Annotated in this window: 14 protein-coding genes; 6 read left to right on the top strand and 8 right to left on the bottom strand. The window is 69.0% G+C overall.

Annotation, left to right across the window (positions count from 1 at the left end; genetic code table 11):
- From BLJ79_RS04920 to BLJ79_RS04935, 4 genes are all read right to left on the bottom strand, one after another.
- Positions 1 to 195 (bottom strand): hypothetical protein, encoded by a 195-nt coding sequence (locus tag BLJ79_RS04920; protein WP_071213616.1) that lies wholly within the window; start codon positions 193 to 195, stop codon positions 1 to 3.
- A 265-nt stretch (positions 196 to 460) separates the two neighbouring features.
- Positions 461 to 1,402 carry a type II secretion system F family protein gene (locus tag BLJ79_RS04925; RefSeq protein ID WP_071213562.1) on the bottom strand — a complete coding sequence of 314 codons (942 nt, stop codon included), beginning with the start codon at positions 1,400 to 1,402 and terminating at the stop codon, positions 461 to 463.
- Entirely contained in the window at positions 1,399 to 2,250 is an 852-nt protein-coding gene (locus BLJ79_RS04930; RefSeq protein WP_071213563.1) for a type II secretion system F family protein, read from the bottom strand. The genes BLJ79_RS04925 and BLJ79_RS04930 overlap by 4 nt, the downstream gene beginning before the upstream one ends.
- Positions 2,247 to 3,476, bottom strand: a complete 1,230-nt coding sequence (locus tag BLJ79_RS04935) for a TadA family conjugal transfer-associated ATPase (RefSeq protein ID WP_071213564.1) — start codon at positions 3,474 to 3,476, stop codon at positions 2,247 to 2,249. Before BLJ79_RS04935 ends, BLJ79_RS04930 begins: the two co-directional genes overlap by 4 nt.
- A gap of 348 nt (positions 3,477 to 3,824) precedes the next feature.
- On the opposite strand from BLJ79_RS04935, the gene BLJ79_RS04940 reads away from it, so the two are divergent.
- Positions 3,825 to 7,910 (top strand): FtsK/SpoIIIE domain-containing protein, encoded by a 4,086-nt coding sequence (locus BLJ79_RS04940; protein WP_071213565.1) that lies wholly within the window; start codon positions 3,825 to 3,827, stop codon positions 7,908 to 7,910.
- Positions 7,911 to 7,942: 32 nt separating this feature from the next.
- Here BLJ79_RS04940 and BLJ79_RS04945 read toward each other — a convergent pair whose 3' ends face one another.
- The gene (locus tag BLJ79_RS04945) at positions 7,943 to 8,392 is read right to left on the bottom strand and encodes a hypothetical protein (protein WP_139194727.1); all 450 of its coding nucleotides are present in this window, start codon (positions 8,390 to 8,392) and stop codon (positions 7,943 to 7,945) included.
- 328 nt (positions 8,393 to 8,720) lie between these two features.
- Here BLJ79_RS04945 and BLJ79_RS04950 point away from each other — a divergent pair, with 328 nt between their 5' ends.
- Together BLJ79_RS04950 and BLJ79_RS04955 are read left to right on the top strand one after the other, a co-directional pair.
- On the top strand, positions 8,721 to 8,969 hold the full coding sequence (locus BLJ79_RS04950) for a WhiB family transcriptional regulator (protein WP_007271814.1): 249 nt from the start codon (positions 8,721 to 8,723) through the stop codon (positions 8,967 to 8,969).
- Positions 8,970 to 9,136: 167 nt separating this feature from the next.
- Positions 9,137 to 11,314: a Stk1 family PASTA domain-containing Ser/Thr kinase gene (locus BLJ79_RS04955; protein ID WP_071213566.1), complete on the top strand. Its 2,178-nt coding sequence runs from the start codon at positions 9,137 to 9,139 to the stop codon at positions 11,312 to 11,314.
- Positions 11,315 to 11,688: 374 nt separating this feature from the next.
- On the opposite strand, the gene BLJ79_RS04960 is transcribed toward BLJ79_RS04955, so the two are convergent.
- From BLJ79_RS04960 to BLJ79_RS04970, 3 genes are all read right to left on the bottom strand, one after another.
- Entirely contained in the window at positions 11,689 to 12,384 is a 696-nt protein-coding gene (locus tag BLJ79_RS04960; RefSeq protein ID WP_071213567.1) for a hypothetical protein, read from the bottom strand.
- Positions 12,385 to 12,641: 257 nt separating this feature from the next.
- On the bottom strand, positions 12,642 to 14,012 hold the full coding sequence (locus tag BLJ79_RS04965) for a class II 3-deoxy-7-phosphoheptulonate synthase (RefSeq protein WP_071213568.1): 1,371 nt from the start codon (positions 14,010 to 14,012) through the stop codon (positions 12,642 to 12,644).
- A gap of 121 nt (positions 14,013 to 14,133) precedes the next feature.
- Positions 14,134 to 14,841 (bottom strand): lysophospholipid acyltransferase family protein, encoded by a 708-nt coding sequence (locus BLJ79_RS04970; protein WP_071213569.1) that lies wholly within the window; start codon positions 14,839 to 14,841, stop codon positions 14,134 to 14,136.
- Positions 14,842 to 15,065: 224 nt separating this feature from the next.
- Between BLJ79_RS04970 and BLJ79_RS04975 the strand changes: the two genes are divergently transcribed.
- The 3 genes from BLJ79_RS04975 (at position 15,066) to BLJ79_RS04985 (ending at position 18,358) form a co-directional block, all read left to right on the top strand.
- Positions 15,066 to 15,833, top strand: coding sequence for an alpha/beta hydrolase (locus tag BLJ79_RS04975; protein ID WP_071213570.1), 768 nt, complete (start codon positions 15,066 to 15,068; stop codon positions 15,831 to 15,833).
- Positions 15,830 to 16,321: a hypothetical protein gene (locus tag BLJ79_RS04980; protein WP_071213571.1), complete on the top strand. Its 492-nt coding sequence runs from the start codon at positions 15,830 to 15,832 to the stop codon at positions 16,319 to 16,321. Before BLJ79_RS04975 ends, BLJ79_RS04980 begins: the two co-directional genes overlap by 4 nt.
- 222 nt (positions 16,322 to 16,543) lie before the next feature.
- Positions 16,544 to 18,358, top strand: coding sequence for an AMP-dependent synthetase/ligase (locus BLJ79_RS04985; protein ID WP_071213572.1), 1,815 nt, complete (start codon positions 16,544 to 16,546; stop codon positions 18,356 to 18,358).
- The last annotated feature ends 3 nt before the right edge of the window (positions 18,359 to 18,361 follow it).

An 18,361-nucleotide genomic window follows, 5' to 3' on the forward strand; every position in this document is an offset into this window, starting at 1 on the left:
CTAGCCCATCCCCGCAACCCGGTCGATCGCTTGGTTGAACAGCTCTTCCAGGCGCGGGCCGGCGATGGCCAGGAGCGCCGCAACAAGCAACGCGCTCATTAAAGTGATCATGACCCAACCCGGGACATCCCCGCGTTCGTTGCGCTTGATGCTTCCGGCCAGGTCCATGGTGTGGGTGCCGACCCACAGTCCCATGCCGATGACCATCAACCCGATCCTGTCTGCGATCCTCATGTTCCTTCTCCTTGCTGGATTGCCCCGCGGCCTTCACTGCCGCGGGAGCCTGGTGCTACATGATGCGATGTCTTGCCACGTGTCTCCGGTCCCTCCCCTCCCGGGGGCACGTCGCCGACCCGAGGGACGCGGCGATGGCCATCGGTTCCCGGGCAGCTTCGTCGGTGCCCCGGCCTGTGTGGCCTTGCCGCCTTCCGGTGGGCGGTTTGCGGTGTGATTCCTCCTGTCAGTAGTTCATGTCGATCAGCGCGAGCCCCGGGAACACCGCAAAAACGATGGTCAGCGGCAGCACGCCGAAAACTATGGGCACCATCATGCCGATTTCCTTCTTCCCCGCCGATTCCATCAGCTCGCGCTTGGCCGCGTCGCGCACGTCCTGGGCCTGGGCCCGCATCACCGCGGCGATCGGGGTCCCGCGTTCGGCCGCCACGGTGATCGCGTCGACGAATCGGGTCATGGCCGTCAACTGGATCCGGTCCGACATCTCCGCCAGTGCATCGGCCAGGGTTGCCCCGGCGCGCACGTGGGCCAGCGTCAGCGCGAATTCCTCGCTGAGCGCCCCCCTTGAGGTGCGGGCCACCCGTTCGATGGATCCCACGGTGCTCTCCCCCGCGGCCACGGCCAACGCCATGAGTTCGGCGATCGTGGGGAACTGGGCCAGGATCCGCCTGCTGCGCCGGGTGGTCTGCTCCCCCAGGTACCAGTCGCGCAGCAGGTAGCCTCCGACGGCGCAAAAGACCAGCACGAGGAACGCAAACATCGGGTTGAAGCGCCCGGCCACGAGGTTCGCGGCCAGCATCGCGGCACCGGCCAGGGTCAGCCCGGCGGACCACAGCAGCTGCTGGGCGCGGAAATCCAGCACGCTGATACCCAGCCCGGCCCGGGCCAGCCTCCGGGCCATGGCCTCGTTGCTGGGGTTCAGGCGTTGGGACATCCTGGCCACGTCGGCCAGCATGGGACCAAGGATGCGGCCCAGCGGGCCGAAGGGCGTCTGCGCCGCGAAGGACTCGTTGAGCATCCGTGATCCGCTGCGCCCGGCACGCAGGTGCGGGGCCACGCGTTGGGCGAAGGTGACCGGGCGCATCGCCGGGATCCGCACCAGCACCAGCCACAGCCCGCTGCCCAGGGACAGCCCGAGGACCAGCGACAGGATCATGGCGGTGCTCATCGGAACACCCGTTCTTCCTCGGGCAGCCGGCCGATGCGCATCATCGTCCGGTAGCAAATGAACGAGACGACAAGCCCTCCGATGAGCACGAGTATTCCGGTGACCGAGGAGTAGGCGATGACCGCCGCCGGCTGTCCGGCCAGCAGCAGGAGGATGACCCAGGGGGCGGCGATGGCCAGGCGGGCCGCGGACACCGTCCAGGACTGTCTGGCCTCGAGTTCCCCGCGGGTGCGGGCCGAGTCGCGCAGGAAGGAGCTGAGGGTGCCGAGCATCTCGCCCAGGTCGGTGCCGCCGACCTCGCGGGTGATGCGCAGGGCCTCGACGATCTTGTCGGCCACCGGGTCGGCCAGGCGCGCGGCGAGGGCCTCGAGGGAGTCGTTGAAGCGGGCCGTGGCCCGGTAGTCCAGGCCGAAGTCGGTGAAGGCCGGGCGCAGCGCTTCGGGCCCCTGCGATCCCAGTTGCGTCAGCGCCTCGGGCAGCGACATCCCTGCCCGGATCGCCGAGCGCAGGTGGTCCACCACGTCGGGCCATTGCTCGCGCAGGTTTGCCGCGCGCTTGGCCCCCTGGCGGCGCACCAGCGCCCAGGGCGCGCCGGCCCCGAACCCGGCGAAGGTCAGCGCGATCAGCGGGGCACCGGTGAGGATCAGCACGATGAGCCCGACGATGACCGCGGCGGTGATCGAGGCGGAGATGAAGCCGCCGCGGGTGACCTTGTCCAGCCCCGCATGCAGCAGCAGGGTCTCGATGCGCCCGTTGCCGACCCTCGCGCCGGGGTGCGCCGCGGCGGTGAAGGAACGGAAGACCAGCAGCAGCCCGAACCCGAGGGTCAGTCCCAGGAAGACGCTCATGCCACGATCCGTCCCAGTTCGGCCACGTCGATCCCCGCGTCGATGAGCTTTTGATGGGCCAGGTCCGCCGTCGGGGCCAGTGTCAGCTGCCCGTCGAGGTGTTCGAACAGCGTGGTGGTCTCGATGGCCCCGTTTTCCACGCGGCGGCCCAAGGCCATGATTTCCCCGACGAAGCGCCTGCCCGCCGCGTCCCGGCGGCAGTGCACCACCAGGTCCAGGCATGCAGCGACCGTGGGAACGACAAAGGCCGAGGAAATATTCTCCCCGGCCAGCAGCGGCAGCGTGCAGATCTTTGTCAGCGCGTCGTGGGCGGAGTTCGCGTGGATCGTCGAAAGCCCGGGCATCCCGCTATTGAGTGCGATGAGCATGTCCAGTGATTCCGCCTCGCGGACCTCGCCGATGACCAGCCGGTCCGGGCGCATCCGCAGCGCCTCCTTGACCAGGCGGCGCATGTTGATTTCCCCGTTTCCCTCCAGGTTTTGCTGCCTGGTCTGCAGGGCCACCACGTCGCGCAGGTTGATCTTCAGCTCGAAGATCTCCTCGATGGTGACCACGCGCTCGCGGCTGCCGATCGAGGAGGCCAGGCAGTTGAGCATCGTGGTCTTTCCCGCCTGCGTGGCCCCGGAGACCAGCACGTTCAGCCCCGCCCCGACGGCGACATCCAGGTAGTGTGCGGCCTGCCGGGACAGCGAACCGAGTTCGACCAGGTGCTCGAGCCTGCTGGCCCGGGCGATGAACTTCCGGATGTTCACTGCCCAGTGCTTGCTGGTGATGTCCGGGATGACCACGTGCAGGCGGGAGCCGTCGGCCAGCTGGCAGTCCACGAACGGCTGGGACAGGTCCAGGCGGCGGCCCGAGGACTTGAGCATGCGCTCCACCAGTGCCGGGACCTCGGCCTCGGAAAGCCGGATGGAGGTCAGCTCGGAGGTTCCCCCGCGCGCGCAAAAGACCTCGTGGGGTCCGTTGAGCCAGATTTCCTCGACGTCGGGATCATCCAGCAGGGGCTGGAGGGCGCCGAGCCCGGCCACCGCGTCCATGATGCGGCGCCGGGCCAGGCCCAGTTCCCCCAGCGCCGGGAGCACCCCCAGCAAGGAGCGTTCGTCGTAGTCGCGAACCACGTCGTCCACCAACCGGCGGACCTCCCCCACCTGGGTGGAGGGGTCAAGCCCGTTCCTGCGGATGAGTTCGCGTACCTCATCCTCAACTATCGCCAGTCCGTCCGCCATCGTGCATCCCTGCCGTGACCGGCTCCCGGCCGGTGGCCGGGAGCCATGCCGTTCGCCAAGGCGTGCGGGGGCCGGTGCTTGGGATGGCCTCGCGAGGCACCCCGGAGTGCTGGTGAGCGGCAATATCCAGTTAGTTTCATGACGCAATACCGCGACCATACCCGGGTGCCGGGGCGGCTACAAGGCTCCGGCCGGATCTGTGGAGAAACTCCCGGGGCGCAGCGGGTTCCGTCCACAGGGGGTGCCGCGTTTCCGCGGGCCGGGCGCCGGGCGGTCCTACCGTGGGGGAAGGGGAATCGGGACCGCGGTTCGGCAACGCGCGGCGAAAGGCGGGTGGGCACAAGGCTCATGGGAGGGAAACTGTTCATCAGGCTCGTCTCGGCGGCCCTGGGCCGGCCGGTGCTGGTGGAGCTGGAAGCCGCGGAGCCTCTCGGCGGACCGGTGCTGGCCGCTGCCCTGGCCAGGCGCTGGCCACAGCTGCGCTGGCATGCCGGCGGGAGGCCGCTGGAGCAGATCGCGCAGCTGCCCAGCCAGGGGCGGTTGCTGCTGTGCGATGTGCCCGCTGCACCCGCGGGCCTTGCTCCCCGCAGATGGCAGGGCGCGGCCGGCGGGATCGAGCCGGCGGTGCTGGTGGTGTTGCGCGGTCCGGATCCCGGCGGGACGCTGCCGCTGCGTCGCGGCCTGTGGGCCCTGGGCCGCGGGGAGGTCGACTTGCCGATCGGGGACCTTCGGCTCTCGCGCCGCCATGCGCTGGTCCGGGTGACCGACACCTCCATCGTGCTCAGCGACGAGGGATCGGCCAACGGGGTCTGGTTCGCCCAGACCCCGATCCTGGAGCGGCGCCTGTTGATCGGGGACACCTTCAGCGCGGGCGACAGCAGCTTCGGGGTGCTGCCGCCCGGCGGGCTGTCGGCCGGGTCCTCCCGATGGCCGCTGCAGCCGGTGCCGATCGCCGCGGAGGAACCGGGCAGCCGGTTGGCGATGATGCTGGTTGGGGCGTTGGCACCGCTGGGGCTGGGCGTGGGCCTGTTCCTGATGACCCGCAGCGTGTTCTTCCTGGCCTTCTCCGCGATTTCCCTGGTGACCGGCGGGTTGCCGGCGTTGCTGGTGCTCCGTGGGAAGTCCGGCTTCCGGCGCGCCTGGGCCCGGGCCACAACTGCCGATGCGAAGCGCCGCGAGGACCTGGCCCCTGCGCTGGGAGCGGTTGCGGCCGGGCTGGCCGCCGGGAGTGCGGTGGATGACGACGGATTCCCCGCAATCGTGCTGGGGCACGGACGGCTGGCCGCCTGGTTGTGCACCGCCTCGGGGGCCGCCCCTCCGGATCCGCGACCCGGCCGCGGGCATCGGGAGCGGGGCCGGGGGTCGCGGGGGCGTGCGCGCGGGAAGCCGCGATCCAGACCCGGGAACTCGAGCGGGGCGGCGGGCGACGCGGACAGCGAACCGGTGGTGGATCCCGGCATCTTGTCCGATTCCCCGGTTCCGCTGGCCCTGCAGGCGGGTTCGGCCGTGTGGTTCCAGGGCCCCGAATCGGCGTGGGGTCCGGTGCTGCGCGCGGTGCTGGTGCGCTGGCTTCCGTTGCTCGCCTCCGGCTCCCTGCGCGTGGTGGTGCGTGGACCCGCCGGCTTCCTTCCCTCGGAATTCGCGATGCTGCCCGGTGTCCAGGTCGGCGGGGCCGACGCGCCGATTGCCCCGGATCCGCGGCCGACGGTCGTGCTGCTGACCACGCCCGGGCCTCACCCGGCAGCGGTCGGCGCGGTCGCAGCGCCCGGGCAGTCACAGGGTGCCGCGGGCCCCGGTGCGCCCGCCTCCATCCACTGCGGTGGCCCGGCACCCGTGCCCGGGGCCGAGGTCCACATCGACTGCTCCACCGGCCGGATCCAGTTGCGGGGCCTGGGCAGCGAACTGAACCCCTGGCTGCTCTCCGCACCCCCGGCAGGGATCCGGAAGTCCCGCCGCTTCCCCGGCGTCCGCACACGCCACTCGCGAAGCCGGCGGTCCCCGGAGAGCGGGGCGCCGCCGCACGGCGCCCGGGAGCCGTCCCTGCACGTGCTCACCGAAGGCATCGGGTTGCCCGTCCTGGCCCGCGCGGTCTCACGCATGCTGCCCTGGGTCGAGGCAGGCTCGGAGACCGACGGGGAAAGCGGCACGGGTTCCGGGCCCGGTGCCATCGTCGGGGACACCGATGCCGGCCCGCTGCGCGTGGACCTGGATGCCGACGGGCCGCACCTCCTGGTCGCCGGGACCACCGGGTCGGGCAAGTCCGAGCTGCTGCGCACCCTGGTGCTGGGCCTTGCCGCGGATTCGGGGCCCGATGAACTGGCCTTCATGCTCGTGGATTTCAAGGGCGGGGCGACATTGGCGCCGCTGCGCGGATTGCCGCACGTGCAGCTTTTCGTCTCCGACCTGGACGCCGCCGAGGCCGAACGGATCCTGGAACTGCTCGGCAACGAGCTGCACCGCCGCGAGGCCTTCCTGGCGGCGCATGCGGCCACCGACCACAGGGACTACCTGCGCTCGCGCGCGCCGGGCGATCTCCCGCTGCCCCGGCTGGTGGTGCTCATCGACGAATTCCGCGTCTTTGCCACCGAGCTGCCCGAGGCCCTGGAGCGGGTCATCCACATCGCCACCGTCGGACGGTCGCTGGGGATCCACCTGGTGCTGAGCACGCAGCGGCCCGCCGGGACCGTCAGCGCGCCGCTGCGGGCCAACATCGGCTCGGTCATCGCGTTGCGCACCATCGGCGAGGCCGAATCCATCGACCTTGTCGGCTCTCCGGTGGCGGCCCGGCTGGATCCCTCCGCCCCGGGCCTGGCGTATTTCCGGCGCGGCGGCGGCGCCCCGGTGGGCTTCCGGGCCCGGGTGAACGCCCGCCCCAGCGTCCCGGCCCGGCTGCGGGCCTTCGGGGCCGACCTGGGCGAAATGCTGTTCTCCGAGCAGCTGCCGCATGCCGGATCCGGGCCGGGGCCCGCCGACACCGGGGCGCCGGATGCCGAAGCCTCCCAAGGTTCCGACGCGGAGCTGGCGGAGGCGGTGCGGCGCATCGTGCGGGGGCACCGGGATATCGAGCCCGCTCCGAACCCGTTTTCCGCCGCGCTTCCGGCGTCCCTGCCCGCGATCGGCCGTGCGGTGCTGCGGCAGGTGCCAGGTGGAGCCGGAGCCATCGGGCTGGTTGACCGCCCGAAGCTGCCCCAGCCAGGTCCCCTGGTCTTTGACCCGCGCACCACCACCAGGCTGATGGTGTGCGGGCTGCCGGCCTCGGGCATCGAGAAGGTTCCCGGCCTGTTGCTGCACGCGGTGAACCGCCAATCCTGGCGCATGCCGACGCTGCTGCTCGACGGCAATGGGACCCACGGCGCGCTGCGCGGCCACCCGGCGGTGGGCGGCTACTTCGGCCCCGGCGACTCGTGGCGCATCAACGAGTTGCTCCTGCAGCTGGGTGATCCCGCGTGCGTGGAGCCGATGCTGCTGCTGGTGTGCGGGCTCGGCGGTTGGGCCCAGGCACTGGAGGGAAGCGCGTTCATGCGCCTCGAGGCGCAGCTGGCGGCGTTCGCCCGCACCGCCCCCGAGCTGGGCCGCGCCCTGGTGGTGAGCGGGGACAGGGATCTGGCCGGTTCGCGGGCTGCATCGCTGTGCGAGACCCGTTGGTATTTCCCGCGCGGCGCCGGACCAGAGGTCCTCATGGGATGGCCGCAGCTGCGCAAGGTGGCCCCGCGGGTGGGCCGGGGCGTGCTGCTGGGGCCCGATGAACCGCAGCGCGGCACGGCATTCCAATTGCTCGACGACGCGGCGAGCCTGCCGCTGCCCGGCGGGGAGGTGCCCGGCGCGTGGTTGCGTTCCGTGCCGTTGCCCGAATCCCTGGCCGCCGACCAGCTGCCGGCGCTGCCTCCGGGGCCACAGGCGGCTCCGGAACTGGCCATCGGACTCTGCGGCCCGGACAACCGCGCCTTCGTGTGGGCGCCGGGCCCCTGCGGGCTGGTCATAGGGCACGAGGGTTCGGGCAAGTCCACGTTGCTGAGGCACCTGGCCTCGCTGGGCGATGCGGATACCGGCCACACCGTGCACCTGGGCCTTGGGGACGAGCTGCCGGTGCAGGCCGAGGAATTCATGCAAGTCCACCCGAAGGCGGCGCGGGTGCTGATTGATCGCGCGGACTTGCGCGTGGCCCGGGCTGCGCGGGCCGCCGAGGTGCTGCTGGGTGCCGGGCTCCAACTGGTGCTCAGCGCCGAACCCGGTTCACGGTTGCTGTTCGAGTTGGGGCTCTCGACGGTGGTGCGCGATGCGCGTTCGTTCCTCGTGCTTGATCCGCAGTTCGGTGCGGACGCCGATCCCAGCGGCTTCAGGTTGCCGCCGGCCACCGTGAGCGTGCGCGGCCGTGCCATGGTCGCGGACCGGGGAACGATCCGCCAGGTCCAATGCGTGAATCGGGTTCCGTGAGCCATCCGTCCCCGCGGCGCGGAACAGGAGAATCAGGGTTGGTTGCCGGTCCCGGGGTGCGCCGTGGGCCGGTCGCCCAGGAACGCGGTGGTGCGCGGGTCAAAGAGCAGCACCACGACCACCGCCGCAGGCACCAGCCACAGCCACGCCACCAACACGTCGACCGGCATGGCGATCTGCAAGGCCAGGATGATCTGGAAGACCTGCCAGACCAGGACGGCCGCACGCGTCCAGGCCCGGGCCCGGAAGAAGTGGTGGGCCACCAGCAGCTGCCAGGCACCGGCCGCAATGATCAGCACCAGCATGAAGATCCGTGCCCCCATGCCCAACTCGCCCGTCTGGCCCAGGGACAGGGCATAGGTCAGCGCGTAGGCCAGCACCGCGAGCCCCTCGAGGACCAGAAGCGCCGAAATCACCAGCACCGAGATCGGGCGGCGTGGGATCGCGGGGCGGCTGGACTGGGGCACTGGCTGGTTCATCACGCCTCAAATCTAGTACGGCCACCACCGGCGAAGCCAAAGCGGAAGCAGGGTCCTCGTGTGACAAAGACCCCGCAACGGGCCAAAAAACACCCTTGTCACGACGGAACAAACCTGTTAGCGGGAGCCGCAAAACGGGTGCTTGTGACCAAGCACTCAAGGAAGCAAAGGTATTTGCAACACGGGACCCTTGTTTACGTGAACGTAACATGAAAACCTTGTTAGGCAGTCGTTCGGGTATGGCAATTTTCCCGCCGCACTGCTTTTGCCCGGCCTCACGGCCCAGGGCGATCCCCCTCACTTTTCCTACCCCCAAGGAGCATCAACAAGCATGGATTGGCGTAGCCGCGCGGCCTGTCTGGACAAGGACCCGGAACTCTTTTTCCCCGTCGGGAACACCGGACCGGCCCTGCTCCAGATTGAAGAAGCCAAGAGTGTCTGCCGACGGTGCCCCGTGGTGGACACCTGCTTGGCATGGGCCATCGAGTCAGGCCAGGATGCCGGGGTCTGGGGCGGAATGAGCGAAGACGAGCGCCGGGCGCTGAAGCGCCGGGCAGCACGGGCCCGTCGAGCCTCCTAGGTCGATTGGTGCTCCACAGCACACCAAGGTGAGGGGTCGGTTCCACTGGAACCGACCCCTCACCTGCATCTGGGCCCCGATGCCCGCCCGCACCGGCCGGGCAAGAACCACGTGCCGCCCGTGTGGCACACTCCCCCAAGTCCCCAACCACTGGTTACGATCGATAAGTGACAGCGCCACACTCCGACCCCCGCCTAGGCACGATCCTCGATGAACGCTATCGACTCGATGCCCGCATTGCCGACGGCGGCATGTCCACCGTCTACCGAGCCACGGACCTGCGGCTGCACCGCACGGTTGCCGTGAAGGTCCTGCACGCCCACCTGGCCTCCGACCCGGTCATCCTGGAACGCTTCGAGGCCGAGGCGATCATCGCCGCGGGGCTGACCCACGACAACATCGTGGGCATCCGCGACCACCACGTCTCCGGGTCCACCGCGTACCTGGTCATGGAATTCGTGCGCGGGCTGAACCTGAGCCAGTCGCTGAAATCCCGTGGCCGCTACACCCCGCGCCAAGCGCTGGTGGTGCTGCAGGCGATCTGCACCGGGCTGTCTGTGGCGCACGAGGAAGGCATCGTGCACCGCGACATGAAGCCGGCCAACGTGTTGATTTCCGACGAGGGGCGCATCAAGGTCGCCGACTTCGGGCTGGCCCGGGCAGCCACCGCGCACACCAACGCCACCAACTTCCTCGGCACCGCCGCCTACATCTCCCCCGAGCTGGCCAAGGGCGAACCTGCAGACGAACGCAGCGACATCTACGCCGTGGGCATCATCGCCTACGAGCTGCTCACCGGCCGCCAGCCCTTCACCTCGGACAGCGCCTACGGGCTGGCGTTCAAGCACATCAACGACGACGTCCCGCCGCCCTCGGCACTCGTGCCCGGCCTGTCGGGCGAGCTCGACGAGCTGGTCGCCTACTGCACCAACAAGGACCCCGAGGACCGTCCGCAGAACGCCTCGTTCCTGCTCAGCGACCTCAAGCAGATCCACGACTCGCTCTCCCCCGCACAGCTGGACCTGGGATCCGAGACCCTCGGCGGGCTCAAGGACCTGATCCCCCCGGCGACCTCGGCGCACACCTCGGTGCACGAGGCCCTGGCCCAGGCCCAGGAGTACCGCGATTCCGCCGCGGCCGGGCGGGCCGCCAACGGCGCCGACGCGACGATGGCGTTGCCGTCCGCTTCCGGGGGTGCCGAGGACCACTCGGCCGAGGACGCCACCCGCGCGCTGGGCGTGGCCGGTGACCAAACCACCGTCCTGGGCGGCGCCGGGCACACCCGGGCCCTCGACGAAAGCTGGGACCACGCCCAGGCCGTGCCTTCCCACACCGAAGCCATGGAGTCCGGGCCGCAGCGTCCGGTGTCCGCCCGGCAGGCCAGGAAGAACGCCAAGGCGGCGGCAATCGCGTGGAAGAAGGATGCGCAGATCCCGACGCACCAGCTGGCGCCCCGGACCCCGGCGCGCCGCAAGTGGATCCTCGGGATCATGCTGGTGCTGCTGGCCTCCATCGTGGCCGCGGCCTCGCTGTTCTTCGGCATGGGCCCGGGCGCACCCTTCCAGATCCCCACGCTGAAGGGAGCCTCCGCCGGCCAGGCGGTCGACCAGCTGGCGGCCACCGGTGTCCAGGCAGGCACCCGCGAGGTATTCGACGACAAGCTTGAGCGTGGCCTCGTGGTTGGAAGTGAACCCGCCGCAGGGGAAACGATCCGTCGATTTCAGGGCCTGACGCTGATGGTCTCCAAGGGCCCCGAACTCTTTGCCGTCCCCAACCTGACCGGCCGCAAGCAGGCCGATGCCGAGGCCGACCTGAAGTTGGCGTCCCTGGCCGCGGGCAAGGTCACGCAGAAGTACTCCGAAGAGGTCGCCAAGGGCGTGGTGCTGAAGCAGGATCCGGACTCCGGGGAGAAGCTGCGCCGCGGCACCAAGGTTGCGCTGGTCGTTTCGCGCGGCCCGGCGCCCGTGGACGTCCCCTCCCTGGCCGGGATGACGCCGAAGGCTGCCGATGCCACATTGGAGAAGGCCGGGCTGAAGGGCAAGAACGCCGGCAGGGAATACAGCGCCAGGGTGGAAGCCGGGCAGATCCTGTCGCAGAAGCCCGCCGGCGGGCAGCTGGAGCGCGGTTCAACGGTCGAATACGTCGTCTCGCGCGGTCCGCGGATGATCGAGGTGCCCGACATGCAGGGCCGCCAGCTGGCCCAGGCGCGCCAGGAGCTTGAGGCGCTGGGCTTCAAGGTCGAGGTCGAGGAGTTCCTCGGCGGGTTCTTCGGGACCGTTCGCTCCCAGTCCCCCGCCGGCGGCAGCGCCCCGGAGGGCTCGACCATCAAGCTCGTGGTCGTCTAGGGCAGCAGCAGCGTTGCATCGATCGCCATCGTTCGGTAATTGACGTGCGGGATCTCTTTGGTGAAAATTATCTATTCCTAATTGCCATCCGCCTATCCGTTTCGCGCGATCATATGCCGATGACTAACTCCAATCTCGGCCACCACCAAGTTACTCGTTGGCCCATGGTTTTCGATTACCGTCAGCCCGAATCCAAGGAATGCACATCAACGCTCATGCCCACTGCTGCCTGGAATGACTGCGAAGTTATCCTTTGTTCGAGCCCACAGACTCATTTCTTGAGCACCCCCACGCGTCGCTTGGCCATACACGAAGCCAGCGAAAGTCAACGGATAAGCAACGGTCAGGTTGAAAGCTCCCGGGATGGCTCGTGGTTAGGCCCCGAGCTTCGCAAACAGTGCCGTCGCGCCTGCCCACAGCCCTGATCCCATGGCACCCACGGCAACTTCGCCGGTTCGCTCTTTGAGCCACATCATTGCACGTTGGAATCGAGGCAGGTCTTGATCGATATCTCCGCGGCCCGCTGATTCGAGCGTGTGTGCGATTGCCATCGCTTCGTCGTGTTCAGTGCCTTCGACGTCCCGTGCGTCGTTTCGGACCGCAGCGGCCAGCTCGAGGAGGAAATCACCATTGAAAATGGTGTCTCCGCCTGCGACTATTTGGACGCCCCCGTTGTTGATGTTGCCAGGACCATGAATCACATTCATGATCTGCGGGCTCGCGATCGCTTTGTCATACTCGCGTTGGGTGATGGCAATCGTTGTCGGAGGTTCCCCCAGAAGGATTTGGATGTACCCCCAGTCCTTAGTTTTGGTATAGCCTCGCCCGTTCATCCAACGCACGACCTCTATCAATTCCAGCGAACCAATTGCTTTCCGCAAATCCGGACCAATTGGAACTGGTGTAGCCGGCCCCGCACTCAAGCTGAAAATCTCTGCGGCCAGCGTCTCTGCAATCTCGCTGCAATATTCATCGGTGAGCCGCCGACGCGTAACGTATTTCCAGCGCATCCTTCCCGAAACAACTGCAGCCGCCATGAACGACGTCCACAAAATAAAAGATAAATCCATAGCCATTCCTGCCCGCCACTGGTGTTAAAGTATGTTGAGCTTATCGAAGTTGCCCGACTTCTAATCAACGAATCGATTATGAGGGCTAGATGTTGCCTAAACTGCGTCGTAGCTAGGCAGGGTGCTTCGAGCGCGTGCGATCTACTTGAAGACCGCCAAGGTCCACAAACACCGAAGGCACAAAACGCCGATGGCCGGGTTCCGCTCCCCCGAGGGGGGGAAGGAACCCGGCCATCGTGCATGGGCCGAAGGTGGCGTTAGCCGCGCTGACCGGCCTTGGCCAGCGCACCGGAAACCAGGAAGGCCATCTCCAGGGACTGCTTGTGGTTCAGGCGCGGGTCGCAGACCGACTCGTAGAGGTCGTCGAACTGCTCCTGGCGGATCGGGTCGGCACCGCCCAGGCACTCGGCCACGTCGTCGCCGGTCATCTCCACGTGCAGGCCACCCGGGAAGGTGCCCAGCGCGTCGTGGACCTCGAAGAAGCCGCGGACCTCGTCCATGACGTCGTCGAACTTGCGGGTCTTGTAGCCGTTCTCGGAGGTGACGGTGTTCCCGTGCATCGGGTCGGTGACCCAGAGGACCTGGGCGCCGGAGGCGGTGACCTTCTCGACCAGGTTCGGCAGCTTCTCGCGGATGTTGCCCGCACCCATGCGGGTGATGAAGGTCAGGCGGCCCGGCTCGCGGTTCGGGTCGAGCTTGTCGATGAGCGCCAGGGCGTCCTCGGGGGTGGTGGTCGGGCCGAGCTTGACGCCGATCGGGTTGCGCACCCGCGAGAGGAAGTCCACGTGCGCGCCGTCCAGCTGGCGGGTGCGCTCACCGATCCACAGGAAGTGGCCGGAGGTGTCGTAGGGCTGGGAGGTGCGCGAGTCGGTGCGGGTCAGCGCGCGCTCGTAGTCCAGCAGCAGGGCCTCGTGGGAGGCGAAGAACTCGGTGCGCTTCAGCGCCTCGAAGTCGGCGCCGCAGGCGTCCATGAACTTCACCGCGCGGTCGATCTCCCCGGCGAGCTGCTCGTAGGCGGTGTGCGCCGGGTTCGCCATGAAGCCCTTGTTCCAGGAATGCACGCTGCGCAGGTCGGCAAAGCCGCCCTGGGTGAAGGCGCGGATCAGGTTCAGCGTGGCGGAGGAGGTGTTGTAGGCCTCGACCATGCGGCGCGGGTCGTGCGCGCGGGATTCGGGGGTGAAGTCGTAGCCGTTGACGATGTCGCCGCGGAAGGCCGGCAGCGTCACCCCGTCGCGGGTCTCGTCGTTGGAGGAACGCGGCTTGGCGAACTGGCCCGCCATGCGCCCCATCTTGATGACCGGCATCGAGGCGCCGTAGGTCAGCACGACGGCCATCTGCAGGATGGTCTTCACGCGGGCGGAGATCTTGTCGGCGGTGGCGCCGTCGAAGGTCTCGGCGCAGTCGCCGCCCTGGAGCAGGAAGGCCTTGCCCTGGGCCGCGGCGGCCAGGCGCTCGCGCAGGATGTCCACCTCGCCGGCGAAGACCAGCGGCGGGCGGGAACCGAGCTCGCGGACGGACTCGGCATAATGCGGGCTCTCGCTCCACGTCGGCTGCTGGGCAATGGGCAGGGTGCGCCAGATGTCCAGGGCGGGGTCCGCTGCCGGACCCGCCGGGGATTGTCCGGGCATTGAGGAAGTCGAAGATAGCTGAGTCACCCCTCTAGGGTAAACCGCCCCGGGGCTCGGCGGGCATTTTGCACGTAACCGTCCGACGCGGGGCGTTCACAGTGCCGCGCACCGGCACCGGGCGCTACTTCTTCTTGCCGCTCGCGCGGCGCTCGGCATCCAGCTTCGCCTTCACCGTGGCGGCGTAGGTATCCACGTATTCCTGGCCGGACAGGCGCATGATCGCGTACATGATCTCGTCCACCACCGAGCGCTGCACGAAGCGGTCCTCGCTCATCCCGGCGTAGCGGGAGAAGTCCAGCGGCTCGCCGATGATCATGCCCACGCGGCGGATGGTCGGCACCCGCTTGCCGATGGGCTGGACCTTGTCGGTGCCGATCATCGCGACCGGGATCACCGGGACCCCGGCCTCCAGGGCGAGCTTCGCGACCCCCAGCTTGCCGCGGTAGAGCCGGCCGTCGGGGCTGCGGGTGCCCTCGGGGTAGATGCCCAGCAGGGATCCGTCGACCAGCGCCTGGGCACCGGCACCGAGCGAGTTCGCGCTGGCGGCCCCGCCGGAGCGGTCCATCGGGATCTGGTTGATCATGCGGAAGAACCAGGCGGTGATCCGGCCCTTGGGGCCCTTGCCGGTGAAGTAGTCCATCTTCGCCAGGAAGATCACCGTGCGGTCCACGGCCACGGGCAGGAAGATCGAGTCCGAGACCGAGAGGTGGTTGCTGGCCAGGATTGCGCCGCCCTCGGCCGGGATGTTCTCCAGCCCCTTGACCCAGGGGCGGAAGAACACGTTCACCAGCGGCCCGACGATGAACCTCTTCATGAATTGGTAGAACATTTCCGTGGGTGCCTTCCGGGCCGAGGTGCGGGGTGCGGTGGGTGTTCGCGGTGCTCCCTCCGGAATCCGCGCGCCCAGGGCCCGCGGACCCGGCGGGGAATGCCGGGTTCTCAGTTAGGCTCTAACTGTAGGCAAAAAACGCCATCGGTCACACTCGGCACGACGCAGGCACCGGGTGCAGCTCCGCGGCGAACCTCCGATTCCCATCCAGGAGCACGCACCAGATGCCAGAGACACCAGGGTCCGCCGGCCCCAATGCACCGTTCCACCACGACGGGACGAACGGCGAGGCGGTGTTGGTGCTGCACGGGTTCACGGCAGGGCCGGCCGGGCTGCTGCCCTGGGCGCGCGCCCTGGCCGGGGCCGGCTACACCGTTGACCTGCCGCTGCTGCCCGGGCACGGCACCAGTTGGCAGGACCTGGCCGGCACCAGGTACACGCAGATCCTCGAGGCGGTGCACCAGCGGTACGCGGCGCTGGCCGCCACGCATTCACGCGTCTTTGTCGCGGGCCTGTCGATGGGAGGTGCGCTGGCGCTGAACCTGGCCTCGACCCACGCGGTGGCCGGGCTTGCCCTGGTGAACCCGGGGCTGACCATCGCTTCCCCGCTGGCCCCGTTCACCGGGGCGCTGCGCTTCGTGGCCCCGAGCGTCGCGGCCATCGCCAACGACATCGCCAAGCCCGGCGGCAACGAGCACGCCTACGACCGCACCCCGGTGGCCGGGGTGCACGAGCTGCGCAAGCTTTTCAAGGACACCGCCGCGCGGCTGGGGTCCATCACCGCGCCGGTGCTCGTGTTCCGCTCGGACACCGACCACGTGGTGCCCGAATCCAGCCTTCGGGTGCTGCGCGCCGGGCTCAAGCCCGGTGTCCACCTTGAGGTGAAACGGTTGACGCGCAGCTACCACGTGGCCACGCTTGACCATGAGGCGGAAGAGATTTTCGCCCGCACCATCGAGTTCTTTCAGGAAGTGGACACCAGCAGGCCATGACCAACCCGTTTCACGAGCCGGCCGAATCCGGCGATTCCGACGACGCCGTCTGGGAGGACCTGGTCCGCCGCCTGGAGGCGGACCCCGCCGCTGCCCCCGACGCGCCCCCGGGCGACTCCCCCGGGACCGACGCCTCCGGGACCGTGCTGCCCGGCGCCAACACGCCGCGGGGCGTGGACCCGCAGCTGTTCCGGATGCACCCGGCACTCACCGGGCCGCGGGACTACGAGGGGCCCGAGGACGATGACGACGGCGCATTCATCCCCGAGGAACCCCCGGCACTGGGATCGGGCAACCCGCTGCTGAACCTGGCCTGGATCTGCGCCGCCGGGGCGCCGATGGCGCTGTTGCTGCTGGCCATCTTCTGGCGCCGGGCGCCGATGCCGCTGTGGATCGGGCTGGTGGTCATCGCCGTTGCCGCCGCGGTGTTCCTCTTCGCCCGGTTGCCGCGGCACCGCCAGGACGACGACGACGGGGCACGCGTCTAGCGCATGCGTCCCCTGGCGCAGCGCCGGCCCCCGCGACGGATCCCTCACGGGCGCGGGAACCACTGCGCCGCACGGCGGCGGGGTTTGTTGCGAAGCCGGGCAAATACCCGTAAGTTACTAGTGAGTAAAGAATGTGACCCGAACCACTAAGATGGGTGGTGAGGGGATCGATGGGGGTTGGCTGGCTCGCACCGCCCCGCCCCGGAACCGAAGGAGCGCAAAATGCAGGAACTAGTAGTCCCTCCGCTGGTGGAGAACACTCCGCAGACCAACATCACCGACCTGCTCCTGCGCCACGCCCGCTCCGCGGCCGACCCGGCGCTGCTGGCCAAGCCCGGCCCGAACGGCACCTGGATCGACATCCCCGCCTCCGAATTCGCCGCCGACGCCGCGGCCCTGGCCAAGGGCTTCATCGCCTCCGGCATCGAACCGGGGGCCCGCATCGGCCTGATGGCCCGCACCCGCTACGAATGGACGCTGGTGGATTTCGCCATCTGGTTCGCCGGCTGCGTCACGGTCCCGGTCTACGAGACCTCCTCCCCCGGGCAGGTCGCCTGGATCCTGGGCGACTCCCACGCGGTGGCCGCCATCGTCGAGGCCCCGCACCACGAGAACGTCGTGCGCCAGGCCGCCCACCAGGAAGGGCTCGACGAGCTGAAGCACGTCTGGCAGATCGAGGGCAACGGGCTCGATGCGCTGCGCGCCGCGGGCAAGGAGGTGGACGACGCGGTGCTCGAGGAGCGCAGGAGCGCCGCCGGGCTGGACTCGCTGGCCACCATCATCTACACCTCGGGCACCACCGGGCGGCCCAAGGGCTGCGAGCTGACGCACTCGAACTTCGTCGAGCTCAGCGACAACGCCGCCGCCGAGCTTCCCGAAGTCGTCTTCCCGGGCGCGGCGACCATCATGTTCCTGCCGCTGGCCCACGTCTTCGCCCGCTACATCTCGGTGCTCGCCGTGGCCGGCGGGGTCAAGGTGGCCCACACCGCCGACGTGAAGAACCTGCTGCCGGACCTGCAGTCCTTCCAGCCCAACTTCATCCTCGCGGTGCCGCGCGTGTTCGAGAAGGTGTACAACTCCTCGATGCTCAAGGCCGAGGACGCCGGCAAGGGCAAGATCTTCCACGCCGGCGCCGACACCGCCATCGCCTACTCGCGCGCCGAACAGGAGGGCAAGGTCCCGCTGGGCCTCAAGCTCAAGCACAGGCTCTTCGACGTGCTGCTGTACGGCAAGATCCGGGCCGCCATGGGCGGGAAGGTCGTGCACGCGGTCTCCGGCGGCGCCCCGCTGGGCGAGCGCCTGGGGCACTTCTTCCACGGCATCGGCCTGACGGTGCTGGAGGGCTACGGGTTGACCGAGACCACCGCCCCGATCACGGTGAACACCCCCAAGCACCTGAAGATCGGCACCGTGGGACGCCCGCTGCCGGGCAACGGCGTGAAGATCGCCGCGGACGGGGAGATCCTGGCCAAGGGCTTCTGCGTGATGCGCGGCTACTACAACCGGCCGGACCTGACCGAGGAGACCTTCGTCGACGGCTGGTTCCGCACCGGGGACATCGGCGAACTGGATGCCGACGGATTCCTGAGGATCACCGGGCGCAAGAAGGAAATCATCGTCACCGCCAGCGGCAAGAACGTGATCCCGGCACTGCTGGAGGACCAGATCCGCGCCGATTCCCTGGTGTCCCAGTGCGTCGTCGTCGGGGACGCACGCCCGTTCATCGCGGCACTCATCACCCTGGACGCCGAGGCCCTGCCGGGCTGGCTGGCCCGCCACCAGCTGCCCGCCGGCACCACCGTCGCCCAGGCCGCGGAACTTCCGCAGGTCCGCGACGCCATCGCCGCGCTGGTTCAGAAGGCCAACACCGCGGTCTCGCGGGCCGAGGCGATCAAGGAGTTCCGCATCGTGCCCACCGACTTCACCGAGGACTCCGGGCACCTGACCCCGTCGCTGAAGATCAAGCGCGCCCAGGTGCTCAAGGACTACGACTCGGTGCTCGAGGAGATCTACTCCGCCGCCAAGCCGCGCGCCTAGCAG

It is taken from the genome of Arthrobacter sp. UCD-GKA, assembly GCF_001863355.1.
Lineage (GTDB): Bacteria > Actinomycetota > Actinomycetes > Actinomycetales > Micrococcaceae > Paeniglutamicibacter.